The organism is Acidovorax facilis (assembly GCF_050626955.1).
Taxonomy (GTDB): Bacteria; Pseudomonadota; Gammaproteobacteria; order Burkholderiales; family Burkholderiaceae_C; genus Acidovorax; species Acidovorax facilis.
The window spans coordinates 4,792,620-4,808,618 of record NZ_CP192460.1 but is presented as its reverse complement, the minus strand read 5'-3'; the positions used below and the strand labels follow the sequence as shown (position 1 = coordinate 4,808,618).

Sequence of the window (15,999 nt, the reverse complement as noted above, 5' to 3'; positions counted from 1 at the left end):
TATGGACACCCTTTCTGCATTGCAATCCCTCGGACTGGAACTGCCCAGCCCCGCCTACATCGCGGGCGCCATCGTGTTTGGCCTGATCGGCATGGCGGCTTACTGGCACGGCAAAAGAGCGCAGCTGCCACGCACCCGCTGGTGGGGCGTGGCGCTCATGTTCTACCCCTACGCGGTTTCGCGGACCTGGATGCTGTTTGCGGTGGGCGTGGCGCTGTGTGCGGGTCTGTGGCTGGACATGCGGCGCGGCTGAAACGCAGGCCAGGGCTGCGCAAACGCTATGATTTTCATAGCTTATTGCGCTTGATGGATAAGCGACAGGGCCATTTTTAGTGAAAATTTCTGGCGCATCACACCAGCCGCTGCAATGCCTGGCGCCGCCATACCCCGTGGAAGTACAGCCCCTGCAGCACCAGGGCGCACAGGTACGTGGCGGGGTAGGCCACCCAGGTGGCCACCAGCCCAAACTGGCGCCCCAGCAGCCAGCCCAGCGGCACGATGAGGCAGGCTAGGCACCCCAGTGAAATGAGCGTGGGTGCCAGCACCGTGCCACTGGCACGCATCACGCCGGAATACACGCTGGCCCATCCAAAAAACACCGCGCCCCACACCGTGATGGGCAGCACGCGTGCGGCGATGTCGATCACGCGGGCGTCGGCCACAAACAGGCCCACCACCCAGGGCGCTGCGCCAAACATCAGCAGGGCCAGGCCGCCGGTGAGGAGCAGGTTCATGCGCATGCCGGTGCGCGTGACGGCCGCCAGCTGCTGCCCGTGGCCCGCACCAATGGCCTGCGCCGCAAACACCGACGACGCAATGGCTACGGCCATCGCCGGGAACAGCACATACGACATCACCTGGCTGGCGGCCCCCCACGCCGCCGTGGCTGCCGAGCCGTGCGCGTTGACCAGGCTGAGCAGGCCCAGGTCGGCCAGCGAGCCGGTGATGAAGAACAGGCCCGTGGGCACGCCCAGCCGCACCAGGGTGCGCAGCAAGGCAGCGTCCAGCCGCAGATGCACGGCCAGCGCCCGCGTGGGGGCCAGCACATGCGCGCGGCGCCGCAGGTGCCAGGCCGTGTAGCCCAGCGAGCACAGCGTGGCCAGCAGCAGCGCGGCCACGCCACCCAGGATGCCCAGCGCAGGCAGCCCGAGGGCAGGCACGCCCCGGATGAACAGCGGCGCGCACACCAGCGTGACCGACAGCGACACCACCAGCGCGCGCAGCGGCGTGACGGTGTCGCCCGTGCCACGCAGCAGCGCCGCCGTGAGCATGGAGGTGAACAGCACTGGGAACAGCACCATCATCCCCCGGGCATAGGCCACCGCCTGGGGCAGCACGTCGGCCGGCGTGCCCAGCAGCAGCATCAGAGGCCGCACGGCCAACAGCCCCAGGGCGGCCAGCACCAGGCCCAGCAGCACCCCGGCGCACAGCGTGGTGCCCGCCACGGCATGCAGCCGCGCGTGGTTGCGCGCGCCAAAGGCCTGGCCCACCAGGATGGACGACCCATTGCCCAGCCCAAAGATGAAGGCACTGAGCAGCAGGAACAGCGGCATGAACGAGGCCACCGCCGCCAGCGAGCCCGCACCCAGCAGCCGCCCCACGTAGATGTGGTTCACCGTGCCGGTGAGCGCCTGCAGGATGTTGGTGAGCACCAAGGGGCCCAGGAACACGAGAAAGCGCCGGTCGAGCGAAGGCGGCGGGCTGCCGGGGTGGGCCTTGTCCGTCATGGTGCTGCGCCCTCCATGAGCTTGGGGGTCTGGGTGCTGTGGATGCACACCCGCGTGCCCACGGCCACCCGGTCAAACAGGTCGATCACATCCCCGTTGGTCATGCGCACGCAGCCGTGCGAGGCGGGTACGCCCATGGGCAGGCCATCGGGGCAGCCGTGCAGGTAGATGAAGCGGCGCAGCGTGTCCACCGCGCCGCCCCGGTTCACGCCGGGCTCACAGCCGGTGAGCCACAGGATGCGGCTCAGGATCCAGTCGCGGCCGGGGTGTGCTGCAGCCAGCTCGGGGGAATACACCTCGCCCGTGGCCCGCCGCCCCACAAAGACCGTGCCAGGCGCACAGCCCGCGCCCACCTTGGCGCGCACGCGGTGCAGACCGCGGGGAGTGCAGCCGCTGCCGTTGTGTTCGCCCACGCCGTTCAGGGCGGTGGATACCGTGTAGCTGCGCTCTGTGGCCCCGTCCAGCATCAGGTGGAGCTGCTGCCGCGCCACGTCGATGTGCACTTCGGGGCCCGCCATCGGCATTCAGCCCGCAGCCACCAGCCCGGCACCGTGCCCGCGCGTGAAGGCCTCTTCAAACACCGAATAGCCCGACCAGTCGCTGTGCGCAAACGCGAGCCGTGCGGTGGTGGGGGTGGGAATCCAGGGCGATTGCTCACCATTTGATAGCTGTTTGCGCTTTCCAGGCAAGCGCTGGAGGCCAATTTGGCTTAAAAACTGCTGCGTACCCGGCACCGGGATGGCCATGGCGTGGCCGTAGCGCGTGATGTCCACGCGTGTGGCGCGCTGGCGCAGGTCGGGGTGGGGCACGGCCAGGGTGGCCAGCGCGGCCTCGGCCCATGGTTGCCAGGGCTGGGTGGCCAGCTGCTGGCGGCCGCCCTGCACATCGCCCAGCGCCTGGTAGTAGGTGAGCACGGTGGGCCCGGCCAGCGCAGCGCCCGTGTCCAGCCGCTGGTGCCCGGCGTTCACGTACCCCAGGCCGCCGGCGGTGGGGTCGGCGTAGAGCACGTTGTCCCACGCGGGGGCGGCGCCGGGGCGGTCGGTGAGCGGGCTGTCGATGTGGATGTTGGCCACCAGCCAGGGGGCCGACTGCAGGCGCTGCGCTGCGCCGGTCAAAAAAGCGGGCGGATTGTGCACCACCCGCGCCGCCACGAACACGGGCAGCGCCACGACGCAGCGCGGCGCCTGCCAGCGCTCCACGCTGTCGGTGGCATGGTTGAAGGCGTCCACCTCCACGCCGTGGCGGGTTTCGGTAATGCGCAGCACGCTGGTGGCAGTGCGCAGCTGGCCGCCCCCATTCACAGTGTTGGCAAGCGGCTCGGCCAGGCGCTGGGTGATCCAGCCGTTGCCTTCAGGCCAGGTGAGCACGCTTTCGCGCGCCTCATCCACCGCCTCGCCCGGCGCGTGAAAACCGTGGCGGCTGGCAAAGTAGTGGATGCCCGCCCAGGCCGACACGCGCGCCACGCCCGCGCCGTAGTCGTCGCGGCAGCAGTAGTTCAGGTACCAGAGCAGGTGCTCGTCATCCAGGCCCTCTTGCGCCAGCCAAGCACTGAAAGTCATGGCATCCAGCGCTTGATGGGCGGGCGTTAGAGGCTTTTTTGGCCCCAACAGCTTGAGCGCAGGCATGGCAAACCGCGCGGCCTTCGCCTCCCCCTCCACCGCCTCTGCAAAGCGGCGGTATTGGGCCAGCGTGGCTTCGCCCACACCGTGCACGGGCAGCAGGCCTTCTTGCCACTCGCCGTCAAAAAACAGGCGCTCCTGCGGGCTGTGGCACAGGTGGCGTTCGTCGTACTGCCAGCGGCCAGCCACGCGGCGGCGCAGGCCCAGCTCTTCCAGCAGATCCTGCACCTCGCGCGCATCGTCGCCGGGCACGGGCAGGTAGTGCGCGCCCAGCGGGCAGGCAATGCCGCTCACGGCCCCGCCCCGGCTGTTGCCGCCAGCACCGTCTTCCAGCTCCAGCAGCGCAAAGTCCTCCACCCCCGCCAGCCGCAGCGACCGCGCCGCAGCGAGCCCCGCCACGCCACCGCCCGCGATGATGACCTGGGCACGGCGGACTACGCTGGGGGCGGGCAAGGTGCCGGTCTTGAGCAGGTCGCGCAGCTGGTGGCCACGCGCCATGTCGATGCCGGTGAAGCCGCCTTCCAAGACGCGAGGGGCCTTGTCGCAACCCGGCAGGAGCACTGCGGCGGCAGTCGAGGCGGCGGCGGTGGCTAGGAAATGGCGACGTTGCATGGCGTCAGTGTCTCCGGGTGTACTCAACGCCTGCGCCGCTTGCGACCGGCGCGGCCCAGACCAGCGGCCCCCGCGCAAGGGCCGCCCCGCCGCGCTGGGGGCGTCCCCCTGCCCGCTGCGCGCAGCGCTGCGAGAGTGGGGGGATGGCGCGAAGCGGCTCAGGGGGGCTTCTCAATGTTTTCCCCATTCGCGTTCGTACGTGTGCACCAGCGCCTGGTTCGACAGCCGGTTCACCTCGGCCGGCACGCGCGCCATGTCGAGCGGAAAGTCGAACAACAGCGGCAGCGTGTCGGCACCCAAGAACCGCAAATCGGCTGGCAGTGCCTCCGGCAGGCGCCAGGGCCTGCGGCTGGCGATGATGAAACCCCATTCGCCAAAGCTGGGCACATGCGCGTGGTAGGGCGCCGTCTGCAGGCCGATGGATTCGATGGTCTGCGCCACCGTCCAGTAGCTTTTGCGCGCGACCAGCGGGGAGGTGGTCTGCACCACCGCGTAGCCGCTGGCGGCCAGGCGCTTGTCCAGCAGCGCGTAAAAGCTGTTGGTGTAGAGCTTGCCGATGGAGAAATTGGTGGGATCGGGAAAGTCCACCACGATGACATCAAACGTGTCCGACTCATCCTGCAGCCAGCCAAATGCATCGGTGTTGACGATCTTCACCTTGGGGTTCTGCAGCGCGTGGCCGTTGAGCTGCGCAAGGCGTGGGTTCTCGCTGAAGATCTTCGTCATGGCCGGGTCCAGCTCCACCAGCGTCACGGACTCGACCGAGGGGTACTTGAGGATCTCGCGCACGGCCATGCCGTCGCCGCCGCCCAGCACCGCCACCTTCTTGGGCGCGCCGTGGGCGGCCATGGCGGGGTGCACCAGGGCCTCGTGGTAGCGGTACTCGTCGGCCTGCGCAAACTGCAGGTTGCCATTGAGGTACAGCCGGTGGCCTGCGCGCCCCTGCGTGACCACGATGCGCTGGTAGGGCGACGCAGTGCTGAAGACGATGCGGTCCTGGTAGAACTTGTCTTCGGCCACGCTGGTGATCTGCTCGGCCCCCGCCAGCGCGGCCAGCAAGATGCCCAGCACCATCACGCAGGCCGCTAGGTGCGCCTTCAGGCGCCGCAACTCGTGCCGAAACAGCCACACCGCCCACAATGCGACGGCCGCATTCATCACGCCAAACAGCAGCCCCGTGCGGATGAGCCCCAGGTGCGGCACCAGGAGCAGCGGAAACGCCATCGACACCGCCAGCGCGCCCAGGTAGTCAAACGTGAGCACCTGCGAGACCAGGTCCTTGAGCGCCACGTTGCGCTTCAAGATGCGCATCACCAGGGGGATCTCCAGCCCCACCAGCGTGCCCACCATCAACACCATGCCGTACAGCAGAAACCGGAAAGCGCCAGGCGTGTACGCATTGGCCAGGAACAGCGTGGCTGGCAAGGCTCCGCCAATCAGCGCCACCAGCAATTCGATGCGCAAGAAGTGCGCGGGCAGTTGCCGCTCGAAGTACCGCGACAGCCACGAGCCCACGCCCATGGCAAACAGGTAGGTGCCGATGATGGTGGAGAACTGCAGCACCGAATCGCCCAGCACATACGACGCCAGCGCGCCCGCAGCCAGCTCGTACAGCAGGCCGCAGGCGGCCACCACGAACACGCTGATGAGCAGGGCGATTTCGATGGGGCGGGGGCCGGCGGTGGCGCCCGGGGCCTCGGACGGCGAGGCAGGAGAAGTCAGGTCGGATTGCAAGGCAGGTACCGGCGCGCCGCAGGGGCGCGCGCCGTTTCAGGCAAGGTGCGTCAGTGAATGGCCGCCGCCACGATGATGCTGATCCCCAGGCACATCGCCGCCACCACCATGGCCAGGGCCTTGTTTTGTTTCTCGACGATCTCGCGCCACAGGTCGTAGGGCGTGATCTTGTCCACGATGACAAAACACAGCCAGAAAATGACCACGCCAATCAGCGCGTACAGCATGGACCCGAGGAAGGCTGCGGGCCGGAGCCATTCGATTCCCATCATGGTGTGAACTCCTTGAAACGGTAGTGTGTGGGGGGTGGTGGGGTGGTGAAGACGGGGCTCATGGATCTGTCTGCAGGCAGGCGCCTTGGAGCGCCCGCCTACTTGTGGCTTCCGCCGGACGAGTATCCGCCGAACGAGCCGCCCGAGCTGCGGTAGCCGCTGCCCGATGACCCCGAACAATTGCTCAGGATGATCAGCAGGATGATGATGATGATCGCAATCAGGATGATGGTGCCGCAGCCCAGGCCCGACTTGGCCGTGAAGGGGCCCGGGTCGTCGCGCTGCAGTACATCGGCCTTGTCTTCGAGCTTGAAGGCCTTGGCCACGGTGTCGCTGGCCAGCTTGTCACCGGCGGACCAGGTGACTTCGTTCGGCGTTTGCTCCAGCGACAGCAGGCCCTTGGCGCTCGCAAAGTCGCGGTTGCTGGTTTTCTGGCCCCGCGTGACCTGCCAGTAGAACTCGCCCAGCACGTAGGTGGTTTCGGCCTCGTAGGTGTACTTGAGCTCGTACTTGGTGCCCATGTAGGTGGCGGTGCGGCCGTTGGACGAGAGCTGCGGCGCGCCGGTGGTGGGGCGCACCATGCTCCAGCCTTCTTCGGAATCGACCAGGAAGGCAAACCCGCGCTTCTGGTTGTAGAGCAGGTATTCGCTCCAGCCAAAGTGTTCATCGTCGCCCGGCTCCACGCCCATGCGGTGCTGAAAACCCACCACCTGCCAGTGCACACCCTGCAGCTGCCCCTTGCTGCCCAGCGGAATGAGGGGCTGCACGGGCTCGTCCTGCTCGGCCGAGCGCAGTTCGCCGCCCACGCCGCTATCGAGGCTGATGATGCTGGCGCAGGAACCGCAGGTGATGCTTTTGGTGCCCGCCAGCTTCACCTGCACGGGCGCGCCGCAGTGCGGGCAATTGAACTGGCGGCCTTTTTCGTCCTTGGCGGATTCGTCTTTCAGGCCCTGGAGCTGCAGGTCTTCCAGCAGTACCGACTTGCCGCGCTCCACGTTGGGCGGGGTGTGGCCGTAGTCGATGCTGACCACTTCACCGTCGGCGCTGCGCAGCTCGACCATGCCGAACGGCTGGCCCAGCGGGGGCAGCTTGGGCAGCTCGCCCTGGGCAGAGATCAGCGATGCCTGGCCGGTGTAGGCCACGCTGTAGGGCTTGCCGTTGATGGCGGTGGTGGTGCCGATGCGAAAGCGCTCGGGCGCAGGCATTTCGCGGCCGGGGTCGATGGGGCGCGTGAAGACATAGGCACCGTTGTCCTCGCCCAGCGTGGCCAGGGTGCCGTCGTTCAGGAAGGCGGCCCATTCGGTCCAGACCCCTGCATCGCCTTTGTATTGCAGGCGACCCACCAGGGTGAAGGGCACATCCTTGCCGTCGAGCTGGATGCGCCCGCTGGCCATGAGCTGCAGGGGGCTGTGGTCGTCGAACAGCTCGGCCATCTTGCCCAGGCGCGTGAGCACGTCGCCGCTGCGCACGACGGTGCTCTGGCAGTAGCCGCAGACGGCGTGCGTGGACTGCGCGCTGCGGAACTCAACCGGCGCGCCGCAGCCCGGGCAGGGCGCGCGGTAGTAACGCTGTGTGGGGTCGGTGGCCATCGTGGGGCTGCTGCCTGCGCCGCGCTACACGGCTTTGAGGCCTTTTTGGCCTCTAGCGCTTATCCCTTCAGCGCAAACAGCTATATTTATGATAGCAACCGGGTTCAGACCAGCTTCTTGAGCAGCTCAGCCTTCTTGGCGTCGAACTCTTCCTGCGTGAGGATGCCCTTGGACTTGAGTTCGCCCAGCTTTTCCAGCGTTGCCATGACCTCTTCGGGCTTGACACCCACCGGGGTCGCAGCGGCCTGCGCTGCCGCAGCAGCAGCGGGAGCCACCGGGGTCTGCAGGCCCTGCTGCAGGTTTTGCGCCAGCACCTGGCCCAGCGCCACGCCCGCGCCGAGGCCCATCGCATCGCCCGCAATGCCGCCACCACCGCCACTGGCTTCGGCGAACTTGGGGATGGCCTGCGCCGTCTGGTACTGCATGAATTTGGCCATGTCGTTGCCCACCATGCCCATGCCGATCTTCTGGTCGAGGATCTTTTGCAGCTCTTCGGGCAGCGAGACGTTCTGCACCGTGAGAGATTCGATCAAGATGCCCAGCTTGGCAAAGATGGGCGCCAGTTCCTTGACCATCGCCTCCGCAAACATCACCTGGTTGGCCGCCAGGTCGAGGAACGGCAGGCCGCTGCCCGCAATGGCGTTGCTGATGTTCTGCAGCACCAGGCCGCGCAGCTGGCCTTCCAGGTCGGCCACGGGATACGACTCGCGCGTGCCCGAGATTTCGGTGTGGAACGCCTTGGGGTCGGCAATGCGGAAGGCGTAGTTGCCGAACGCGCGCAGGCGCACGGCGCCAAAGTCCTTGTCGCGGATCGTGATGGGCTGGGGCGTACCCCACTTCTGGTCGATCTGCTGGCGTGTGCTGAAGAAGTACACATCGCTCTTGAAGGGGGACTCAAAGAGCTTGTCCCAGTTCTTCAGGTACGTGAGCACCGGCAGCGTCTGCGTGGTGAGCTTGTAGGTGCCGGGACCAAACACGTCGGCCACCTGGCCTTCGTTCACGAAGATGGCCATTTGCGACTCGCGCACCACCAGCGTGCCGCCGTTCTGGATTTCCATGCCCGCCATGGGGAAGCGCCAGGCCAGCGTGCCGTCCCCCTCTTCGGTCCATTGAATGATGTCAATGAACTGTTTCTTGATGAAGTCCATGAGGGCCATGTGTGCTCCCAAAGCAAAAGAGGGGGTTGAAAAGAGCGGCCATCATAGCAACGGGGGCATGGCGCGGAGCGGCTTTTTTTGAGCCCCATCGGTGAACTGGTTCACGCGCTGAACCAGTTTGCTTGGCATGGGGCCGCCCGACCGGGATGCATGGCCGCTTGATAGTGGCTATCTCCGGCTTAGTGATGATCAATTAGCCAACGCTATTGAGAATTACTACCATTTCAACATCCCTGCTCACCGCCGCAGGCCCTGATGAAGAAGTGAAAAGGAGTCCGCCATGTCCCACATCCGCCGCGCTGCCCGCCAGAACAAAACCATGCTGATGAAAACTGGCAGCTACTACGTGATCCACATTTGCGTGGCCGCCCTGGTGGCCTATGCCGTCACGGGCAACCTGTGGGCCTCGCTCACGCTGAGCCTGCTGGAGCCCACGGTGCAGGCGGTGGCGTTCTTCTTCCATGAAAAGGCGTGGGACCGGGCTGCGCGGCGCGGCGCTGACGACGCCACACAGGCACCCAGCCCAGCCGCCTTGCAGGCCGTTTGAACCACCGTCTGAACCACCCGTACGAAGGAGCCCCCATGTACAGCATTCCCTTGCGCAGCCGCACCGCTACCGGCTTGGCCTTTCAACGCTGGCTCGTTCACCGGCTGGCCGGGCTGGTTGTAGCCAGCTGAGGTCGCCCGAGGCCACTCCAGCACTGGCGCTGAAAACAACAATGCCCCGGCTGGCGGGGCATTGTCGGGAGCGCGGGAGAAACGACTCAGGCCTTCACGTCGAGCAGCGAACCCATCATTTCGTCTTGTGCCTTGATGGTCTGCAGATTGGCCTTGAAGGCGTAGGTGGCCGACATCTGCTCGACCGCCTCCTTCTCCAGCGCCACGCCCTCGGCCTCTTGCTGGCGCTGCACGGTGGCGCGCACGCCAGCGCTGTCGGCGGCCTCTTCCTGCGCCACCACCTGGCGGCGGTAGTTGGGGGTGTTCATGTTGGCCACGTTGTTGGCCGAGGCATCCAGCCGCAACTGCGCGGCCTGCAGGCCGGAACTGCCAATCGAAGAAATGGTTGCCATGGTGTGCCCCGCTCAAAAGCGCCAAAGAGCTGGCATTGTCTGCCTGCGCCGCGCTGCGGGCAAGTCATCAACCATGGGCCTCCAGTAGGCATTGTGCAAACGCCTGCGCCGCCCTCGGCGGTTGCGGCGACTTGCGCAGCACGCTCACAAACTGGCAGCGGTAGTGGAACTGCGCGGGCAGAACGGCCTGCATGAGCCCCTGGCGCTCGAAGCCTTCGGCGTAGTGGTCGGGCAGAAAACCCAGGTAGCGGCCTGAGAGGATCAGCGTGGCAATCGACTCCTGGTCGAACCCGGTGGCCTTGCGCGGCAGGCGGGTGCTGTGGCTCAGCTCCATGTTGGGGGAGTGGTAGCCCAGGCCCGCAAACTGGTAGGCGCGCAGGGATTCCCAGGTGAGCGCAGCATGGTCGGTGCCATACAACGGGTGGCGCGCGCCGCAGTACAGCAGCATGGTTTCGGTGAACAGGTCGGCGTAGACCAGGCTCTGCGACGTGCGGTGCGCGGGGATGATGCCCACGTGGAAGCTGCCGTCGATCAGCCCACGCTCGATGGCCGGGATGGACGCCACGTGCATCTGCAGGCTGACTTCGGGCGCTTGGCTGGCAAAGAGCGCAATCGCATCGCCAATGTGCGCCGCCGGGTTGCTGGCCGTCTTGTCGAACACCGCCACCTCCAGCCGCCCGCCCATGCGGCGGTGGATGTCGTCGATGCTGCTGCGAAAGGCGTCCACGGCCGACAGCAGGCGCAGGGTCTCGTCGTACACGCGCTGCCCCTCGGCCGTGAGGGCAAAACCGGCCCGGCCCCGGCGGCACAAGGTGAGGCCCAGGCGGGTCTCCAGGTCCTTCATGTGGCGGCTGACGGTGCTGGTGCCAATGTTCAGCTCCAGCTCGGCGGCCGACATGCCGCCGCACTCGACCACGCTCTTGAACACCTGCAGCAGGCGCAGGTCCATGTCGCTGAGCTGGCCCAGTACGGCGCGGTGTTTGGGGGAAGGGTGGGGTGGAGGTGTTTTTACTTGCATAAACCGTCAAGTAAACATTGATATTGGAGTATTGGAGAGATTAACAGGCAGCGCAACAATGCCCTACGTCAAGCCCCAGACCGCTGGGGTTGCCCGCCTTTTTTCGCCGCCTTTGCACTGGAGAACCCCATGAGCTTCGTCAACATCGAAAAACCCGCCGCTGGTGCCGAAGGCCCCCGCATGGACGCCGAGTGGCTGGACGCGCACTGGATGCCCTACACGGCCAACCGCCAGTTCAAGGCCAACCCGCGCATGATCGTGGAGGGCAGCGGCGCCTACTACACCGACGCGGACGGTCGCAAGATTTTTGATGGCCTCTCGGGCCTGTGGTGTGCGGGCCTGGGCCATGGCCGTCGCGAGATCGCCGAAGCCATTGGCAAGCAGGCGATGAAGCTGGACTACGCGCCCGCCTTCCAGTTCGGCCACCCCCTGTCGTTCGAGCTGGCCAACCGGGTCAAGGAACTGACGCCTGCGGGCTTGGACTATGTGTTCTTCACCGGCTCGGGCTCCGAGTCGGCCGACACCTCGCTGAAGATGGCGCGCGCTTACTGGCGCAACAAGGGCCAGGCGAGCAAAACCCGCCTGATCGGCCGCGAAAAGGGCTACCACGGCGTGAACTTCGGCGGCATCTCGGTGGGCGGCATTGTTGCCAACCGCAAGATGTTCGGCCAGGGCATTGAAGCCGACCACCTGCCCCACACCCAGCCACCCGCTGGCTCGTTCCACAAAGGCATGCCGCCCACGGGCAAAGAGCTGGCCGACCGCCTGCTGGACGTGATTGCGCTGCACGACGCATCGAACATTGCCGCCGTGATCGTGGAACCTTTCTCGGGCTCGGCCGGTGTGGTGATCCCGCCCGTGGGCTACCTGCAGCGCCTGCGCGAGATCTGCACGCAGAACAACATCCTGCTGATTTTTGATGAAGTGATCAGCGGCTTTGGCCGCAGCGGCGCCTGGACCGGGGCCGAAGCCTTTGGCGTGACGCCCGACATCCTGAACTTTGCCAAGCAGGTGACCAACGGCGCGCAACCGCTGGGCGGCGTGGTGGCCACCAAGGAGATCTACGACACCTTCATGGCGGCGGGCGGCCCGGAGTACATGCTGGAGTTTGCGCACGGCTACACGTACTCGGCCCACCCTGTGGCCTGCGCGGCGGGCATTGCGGCGCTCGACATCCTGCAGAAGGAAGACATGATCGGCCGCGTGAACGCGCTGGCGCCGTACTTCGAGCAAGCCGTGCACAGCTTGAAGGGCGCCAAGCATGTGGCTGACATCCGCAACTTTGGGCTGGCTGCTGGCTTCACCATTGCCGCGCTGCCGGGCGAGCCGGCCCGCCGCCCCTATGAAATTGCGATGAACTGCTGGAAGAAGGGCTTTTACGTGCGTTACGGTGGCGACACTATCCAGCTGGCGCCGCCCTTCATCAGCGAGAAGGCCGAAATCGACCGCCTGATCAACGCACTGGGCGATGCCCTGGCGGAAACGGCGTGATGCCACACCCCCGGCCCTTGCACGGCGGCCGCGGGCCTGGCGCGCGCCGTTTCATCCGCCAGCGGGAATCCTCCTGATTCAATAGCTGCTAGCGCTTTCTAGATAAGCGCTAGCGGCACTTTTTACCCATATTTTTGCCATGAACCACGACAAGAACGTCACCACCACCGTCGGCCACCTGATCGACGGCAAGATCGTTGCGGACACGGCGCGCACGCAGCCGGTGTTCAACCCCGCCACGGGCCAGTCGACCACCAGCGTGGCGCTGGCCAGCAAGGCTACTGTGGAGGCCGCCATTGCTTCGGCCGAAGCCGCCTTCCCGGCCTGGCGCAACACGCCGCCCCTGAAACGCGCCCGCGTGATGAGCAAGCTGAAAGTCCTGCTCGAAGAAAACGCCGACAAGATCGCCGCCCTGATCACCGCCGAACACGGCAAGGTGCTGGCCGATGCACACGGTGAGCTGCAGCGTGGCATTGAAAACGTCGAATACGCGAGCTACGCGCCCGAGCTGCTCAAGGGCGAGCACAGCCGCAACGTGGGCCCCAGCATCGACTCATGGAGTGAGTTCCAGGCGCTGGGCGTCACCGCAGGCATCACGCCCTTCAACTTCCCGGCGATGGTGCCGCTGTGGATGTGGCCCATGGCCGTGGCCTGCGGCAACACCTTTGTGCTCAAGCCTTCGGAGCGCGATCCCTCCTCCACGCTGTTCATCGCCCAGCTTGCGCTGGAAGCGGGCCTGCCGCCCGGCGTGCTGAACGTCGTCAACGGCGACAAGCTGGCCGTGGACACCCTGCTGCAGGACCCGCGCGTGAAGGCCGTGAGCTTTGTGGGCTCCACGCCGATTGCCGAATACATCTACAGCGAAGGCTGCAAACACGGCAAGCGCGTGCAGGCCCTGGGCGGCGCCAAGAACCACGCCGTGCTCATGCCCGACGCGGACGTGGACAACGCCGTGAGCGCCTTGATGGGCGCGGCCTACGGATCGTGCGGCGAGCGCTGCATGGCCATCCCGCTGCTGGTGGCCGTGGGCGACGAAGTGGGCGACGCCGTGATCGCGGGCCTGAAGACCGAGATCGCCAAGATGAAGGTCGGCCCAGGCACCGACAACAGCAACGACATGGGCCCGCTGGTCACGAAGCCGCACTTCGAGAAGGTGAAGGGCTATGTCGACCAGGGCGTGGCAGAGGGCGCCACGCTGGTGGTCGATGGCCGCGGCGTGAAGGTTGCGGGCCATGAGGAAGGCTACTTTTTGGGCGCGTGCCTGTTCGACAACGTCAAGCCCGGCATGAAGATCTACCAGGAAGAGATCTTCGGCCCCGTGCTCGGTGTGGTGCGCGTGAAGACGCTGCAGGAAGCCATGCAGCTCATCAACGACCACGAATACGGCAACGGCACCTGCATCTTCACGCGCGACGGCGAGGCCGCCCGCTACTTCACCGACCACATCCAGGTGGGCATGGTGGGCGTGAACGTGCCCCTGCCCGTGCCGGTGGCTTACCACTCGTTCGGCGGCTGGAAGCGTTCGTTGTTCGGCGACCTGCACGCCTACGGCCCCGACGCCGTGCGCTTCTACACCAAGCGCAAGACCATCACCCAGCGCTGGCCCAGCGCCGGTGTGCGCGAGGGCGCGGTGTTCAGCTTTCCGAGCAGCCGATAGAGCGCAGCGCGCGCCCAGGGCCCGTTCAAAGTCCCCCCGAGGGGGTGACAGACAGGCCGGGGAGTGCGTTCGCGTGTGTGAAATGCCTCTTGCAGCATATTCGTTGACCGCTCCCGTGTTGCCGTCATAGTATTCCTGAGCCTATCACTCACTAATGGAGGAGAACTCATGGAAGCATTTATGGGGATGATCATGCCGGTCGGTTTCAACTACGCGCCGCGCGGCTGGGCGTTCTGCAACGGACAGACGGTTCCTATTCAGCAAAACTCAGCCATGTTCGCCTTGCTGGGAACCACGTACGGGGGGGATGGCGTGAACACCTTCGGCCTGCCGGATTTGCGAGGCAGGGTCCCCGTCGGATCACAAGCCGCTGGACCAGGATTGACCCCCATTGCACAAGGCGAGAAGGCGGGTACCAACACCAACACTGTGATTGGCACGGGCTCGGCCACGGTGACACTCAATGCCTCGAATCTGCCACCGCACACGCACCCGGCCACCTTCGACCCCGCAGGGCTCACGGGCACAACGCATTTGCAGGCGTCCACGGGCACCACGGGCACCAGCACGACTCCCGCCAATGGCTCTTTCCTCAGCGCATCGCCGAGTGGCCCGAGCAGCGCATCCATCTACTCACCGACCGCAACGGGTCCTGTCAACCTGGGCGGCGTCAGCACCGCCATTGGTGGTACAGGTGCGGTGACGGTGGGCGCCAATACCGGCGGCCAGCCGTTGGCCGCCCCCGTGACGACCACATCCATGGTGTCCAACATGCAGCCGTATCTGGGCCTCAACTACATCATTTGCATGGAAGGCATCTTCCCGTCGCGCAACTGAGATCGTTGGACGGTCTCGCGCAAGCAGCGCTGCGGTCGCTGCGGTCGCTGCGTGCGGCGTGGGCACCTGTGCGGCTGTCGCATAGCTGCACTGGGGCACCTGGTCTGGGGCATGGATTGTCTGCAGCCAGGTGGCCAGCAAGCGCCGCAGCTTGTTCTGCGGCCCCCGGCACCGTGATCTACTTGCAGTGTGTCCCCGTTGGCGATGCAGGAACCGCCCCACCGATGGCGTTGCCTGCAAGCGCTACGCGGTCAGGCACATTTCATTTCCCCCGTCGAAGATGGCTTCAACAACGGGGCGATTGCGCTGGCAGGTCTCACTGCGAAGTGCTTCTCCAGATCATCTGTACGAACAGATCGTCTTCGGTCACGGAAGTGAATCCGCATTTTTGATACAGGCACTGCGCTGGACCGTTGTATCGCCCTACCGCCAGACACAGTGGCAGGCCCTGCGCTGCTGCATGGCGCTGCAGCGCAGCCAACGCAGCCATTGCGGCGCCGCTGCGGCGAGCTGGCGGCGCAATGGCGATATCCACCAGACGCAATTGTTCGGGTGAGGCGTCTACCACCATGCGCCCTATTGGGTGGCCGGAACGCAGCAGTACCAACTGGCGGGCCAAGGGGAACTGGTGGCGGTAGCCGGTCTCCTGTGCATTGAACTGCATGGCTATCAACTGCTGGAGCAGCGCGAGGTCGGGGATGGCCTGCTGGAGGTCATCGCGGGTAGACAGATAGAGTTCCAGCAGAAAAGGCTGATCGTCGTCGGCCCTCTCACGCAGGGCGAATGGTTCAGATAGCAAATACACAGTGGATTCTCGGCTGTAGGATGTTGAGTGGGTCGTGGATACCAGCCCATTCTGGCGACTCAATGGCCTGTATCCAACCCTTTTGTGATCCCTCAACACACGCCATCGATGAGCACCACTTTTGAATCCGTCAACACCCTGGTGGGCAGTCCCTTCGTCGCACTGACAGAGCATGGCCCTGTGGAGCTGGTTTTGGTAGAAGCTACCGAACGGGCGCGCGGCCATTTGCCAGAGCAATTTCGGACACCGTTCACACTGCTATTTCATGGACCAGATGTTCCAAGGCTTTCTCAGGCAACGTACACCCTGAGCCACCCGCAATTGGGAAGTGTGCAGTGGATGCTGGTGCCCAGCATGCCGGATACGCGCTCGCCGAACATCGCCCGCTATGAGGCGCTGTTTGGCTAACAG

The 15,999-nt window shown here is 65.6% G+C and carries 16 protein-coding genes; 6 read left to right on the top strand and 10 right to left on the bottom strand.

Annotated features, from left to right (window positions below; translation table 11 throughout):
- The first annotated feature begins 1 nt into the window (after position 1).
- Positions 2-253, top strand: coding sequence for a hypothetical protein (locus tag ACQ4MJ_RS22055; protein WP_228897132.1), 252 nt, complete (start codon positions 2-4; stop codon positions 251-253).
- Between the two features lie 97 nt (positions 254-350).
- Here ACQ4MJ_RS22055 and ACQ4MJ_RS22050 read toward each other — a convergent pair whose 3' ends face one another.
- The 7 genes from ACQ4MJ_RS22050 to ACQ4MJ_RS22020 form a co-directional block, all read right to left on the bottom strand.
- Positions 351-1,727: an MATE family efflux transporter gene (locus ACQ4MJ_RS22050; protein ID WP_431151268.1), complete on the bottom strand. Its 1,377-nt coding sequence runs from the start codon at positions 1,725-1,727 to the stop codon at positions 351-353.
- Positions 1,724-2,245 (bottom strand): L,D-transpeptidase family protein, encoded by a 522-nt coding sequence (locus tag ACQ4MJ_RS22045; RefSeq protein WP_431151269.1) that lies wholly within the window; start codon positions 2,243-2,245, stop codon positions 1,724-1,726. Before ACQ4MJ_RS22045 ends, ACQ4MJ_RS22050 begins: the two co-directional genes overlap by 4 nt.
- Before the next feature lie 6 nt (positions 2,246-2,251).
- Positions 2,252-3,958, bottom strand: a complete 1,707-nt coding sequence (locus tag ACQ4MJ_RS22040) for an NAD(P)-binding protein (protein ID WP_431151270.1) — start codon at positions 3,956-3,958, stop codon at positions 2,252-2,254.
- Positions 3,959-4,129: 171 nt separating this feature from the next.
- A complete protein-coding gene (locus ACQ4MJ_RS22035; RefSeq protein WP_431151271.1) occupies positions 4,130-5,692 on the bottom strand; it encodes a polyamine aminopropyltransferase in 1,563 nt (520 codons plus the stop codon).
- A 50-nt stretch (positions 5,693-5,742) separates the two neighbouring features.
- Positions 5,743-5,964, bottom strand: coding sequence for a DUF350 domain-containing protein (locus ACQ4MJ_RS22030; RefSeq protein WP_055398038.1), 222 nt, complete (start codon positions 5,962-5,964; stop codon positions 5,743-5,745).
- A gap of 98 nt (positions 5,965-6,062) precedes the next feature.
- On the bottom strand, positions 6,063-7,553 hold the full coding sequence (locus tag ACQ4MJ_RS22025) for a DUF4178 domain-containing protein (protein WP_055398036.1): 1,491 nt from the start codon (positions 7,551-7,553) through the stop codon (positions 6,063-6,065).
- Positions 7,554-7,657: 104 nt separating this feature from the next.
- A complete protein-coding gene (locus ACQ4MJ_RS22020; RefSeq protein WP_055398033.1) occupies positions 7,658-8,710 on the bottom strand; it encodes an SPFH domain-containing protein in 1,053 nt (350 codons plus the stop codon).
- A gap of 280 nt (positions 8,711-8,990) precedes the next feature.
- On the opposite strand from ACQ4MJ_RS22020, the gene ACQ4MJ_RS22015 reads away from it, so the two are divergent.
- Entirely contained in the window at positions 8,991-9,257 is a 267-nt protein-coding gene (locus ACQ4MJ_RS22015; RefSeq protein WP_055398031.1) for a DUF2061 domain-containing protein, read from the top strand.
- Positions 9,258-9,474: 217 nt separating this feature from the next.
- On the opposite strand, the gene ACQ4MJ_RS22010 is transcribed toward ACQ4MJ_RS22015, so the two are convergent.
- Positions 9,475-9,780, bottom strand: coding sequence for a flagellar basal body protein (locus ACQ4MJ_RS22010; RefSeq protein ID WP_055398029.1), 306 nt, complete (start codon positions 9,778-9,780; stop codon positions 9,475-9,477).
- Between the two features lie 67 nt (positions 9,781-9,847).
- Entirely contained in the window at positions 9,848-10,798 is a 951-nt protein-coding gene (locus ACQ4MJ_RS22005; RefSeq protein ID WP_431151272.1) for a LysR family transcriptional regulator, read from the bottom strand.
- Between the two features lie 129 nt (positions 10,799-10,927).
- On the opposite strand from ACQ4MJ_RS22005, the gene ACQ4MJ_RS22000 reads away from it, so the two are divergent.
- From ACQ4MJ_RS22000 to ACQ4MJ_RS21990, 3 genes are all read left to right on the top strand, one after another.
- Positions 10,928-12,289 carry an aspartate aminotransferase family protein gene (locus tag ACQ4MJ_RS22000; protein WP_055398024.1) on the top strand — a complete coding sequence of 454 codons (1,362 nt, stop codon included), beginning with the start codon at positions 10,928-10,930 and terminating at the stop codon, positions 12,287-12,289.
- A 139-nt stretch (positions 12,290-12,428) separates the two neighbouring features.
- Entirely contained in the window at positions 12,429-13,946 is a 1,518-nt protein-coding gene (locus ACQ4MJ_RS21995) for a CoA-acylating methylmalonate-semialdehyde dehydrogenase (RefSeq protein WP_121508119.1), read from the top strand.
- A gap of 168 nt (positions 13,947-14,114) precedes the next feature.
- Positions 14,115-14,783, top strand: a complete 669-nt coding sequence (locus ACQ4MJ_RS21990; RefSeq protein WP_431151273.1) for a phage tail protein — start codon at positions 14,115-14,117, stop codon at positions 14,781-14,783.
- Positions 14,784-15,099: 316 nt separating this feature from the next.
- On the opposite strand, the gene ACQ4MJ_RS21985 is transcribed toward ACQ4MJ_RS21990, so the two are convergent.
- Entirely contained in the window at positions 15,100-15,651 is a 552-nt protein-coding gene (locus ACQ4MJ_RS21985) for a GNAT family N-acetyltransferase (RefSeq protein ID WP_228897124.1), read from the bottom strand.
- A gap of 45 nt (positions 15,652-15,696) precedes the next feature.
- Between ACQ4MJ_RS21985 and ACQ4MJ_RS21980 the strand changes: the two genes are divergently transcribed.
- Entirely contained in the window at positions 15,697-15,996 is a 300-nt protein-coding gene (locus ACQ4MJ_RS21980; protein ID WP_158603284.1) for a DUF6916 family protein, read from the top strand.
- Positions 15,997-15,999 lie beyond the last annotated feature (3 nt).

Coding starts and splice junctions, on each gene's coding strand:
- ACQ4MJ_RS22055 (WP_228897132.1), top strand. CDS start 2: ATGGACACCCTTTCTGCATTGCAATCCCTCGGACTGGAACTGCCCAGC.
- ACQ4MJ_RS22050 (WP_431151268.1), bottom strand. CDS start 1,727: ATGACGGACAAGGCCCACCCCGGCAGCCCGCCGCCTTCGCTCGACCGG.
- ACQ4MJ_RS22045 (WP_431151269.1), bottom strand. CDS start 2,245: ATGGCGGGCCCCGAAGTGCACATCGACGTGGCGCGGCAGCAGCTCCAC.
- ACQ4MJ_RS22040 (WP_431151270.1), bottom strand. CDS start 3,958: ATGCAACGTCGCCATTTCCTAGCCACCGCCGCCGCCTCGACTGCCGCC.
- ACQ4MJ_RS22030 (WP_055398038.1), bottom strand. CDS start 5,964: ATGATGGGAATCGAATGGCTCCGGCCCGCAGCCTTCCTCGGGTCCATG.
- ACQ4MJ_RS22025 (WP_055398036.1), bottom strand. CDS start 7,553: ATGGCCACCGACCCCACACAGCGTTACTACCGCGCGCCCTGCCCGGGC.
- ACQ4MJ_RS22020 (WP_055398033.1), bottom strand. CDS start 8,710: ATGGCCCTCATGGACTTCATCAAGAAACAGTTCATTGACATCATTCAA.
- ACQ4MJ_RS22015 (WP_055398031.1), top strand. CDS start 8,991: ATGTCCCACATCCGCCGCGCTGCCCGCCAGAACAAAACCATGCTGATG.
- ACQ4MJ_RS22010 (WP_055398029.1), bottom strand. CDS start 9,780: ATGGCAACCATTTCTTCGATTGGCAGTTCCGGCCTGCAGGCCGCGCAG.
- ACQ4MJ_RS22005 (WP_431151272.1), bottom strand. CDS start 10,798: ATGCAAGTAAAAACACCTCCACCCCACCCTTCCCCCAAACACCGCGCC.
- ACQ4MJ_RS22000 (WP_055398024.1), top strand. CDS start 10,928: ATGAGCTTCGTCAACATCGAAAAACCCGCCGCTGGTGCCGAAGGCCCC.
- ACQ4MJ_RS21995 (WP_121508119.1), top strand. CDS start 12,429: ATGAACCACGACAAGAACGTCACCACCACCGTCGGCCACCTGATCGAC.
- ACQ4MJ_RS21990 (WP_431151273.1), top strand. CDS start 14,115: ATGGAAGCATTTATGGGGATGATCATGCCGGTCGGTTTCAACTACGCG.
- ACQ4MJ_RS21980 (WP_158603284.1), top strand. CDS start 15,697: ATGAGCACCACTTTTGAATCCGTCAACACCCTGGTGGGCAGTCCCTTC.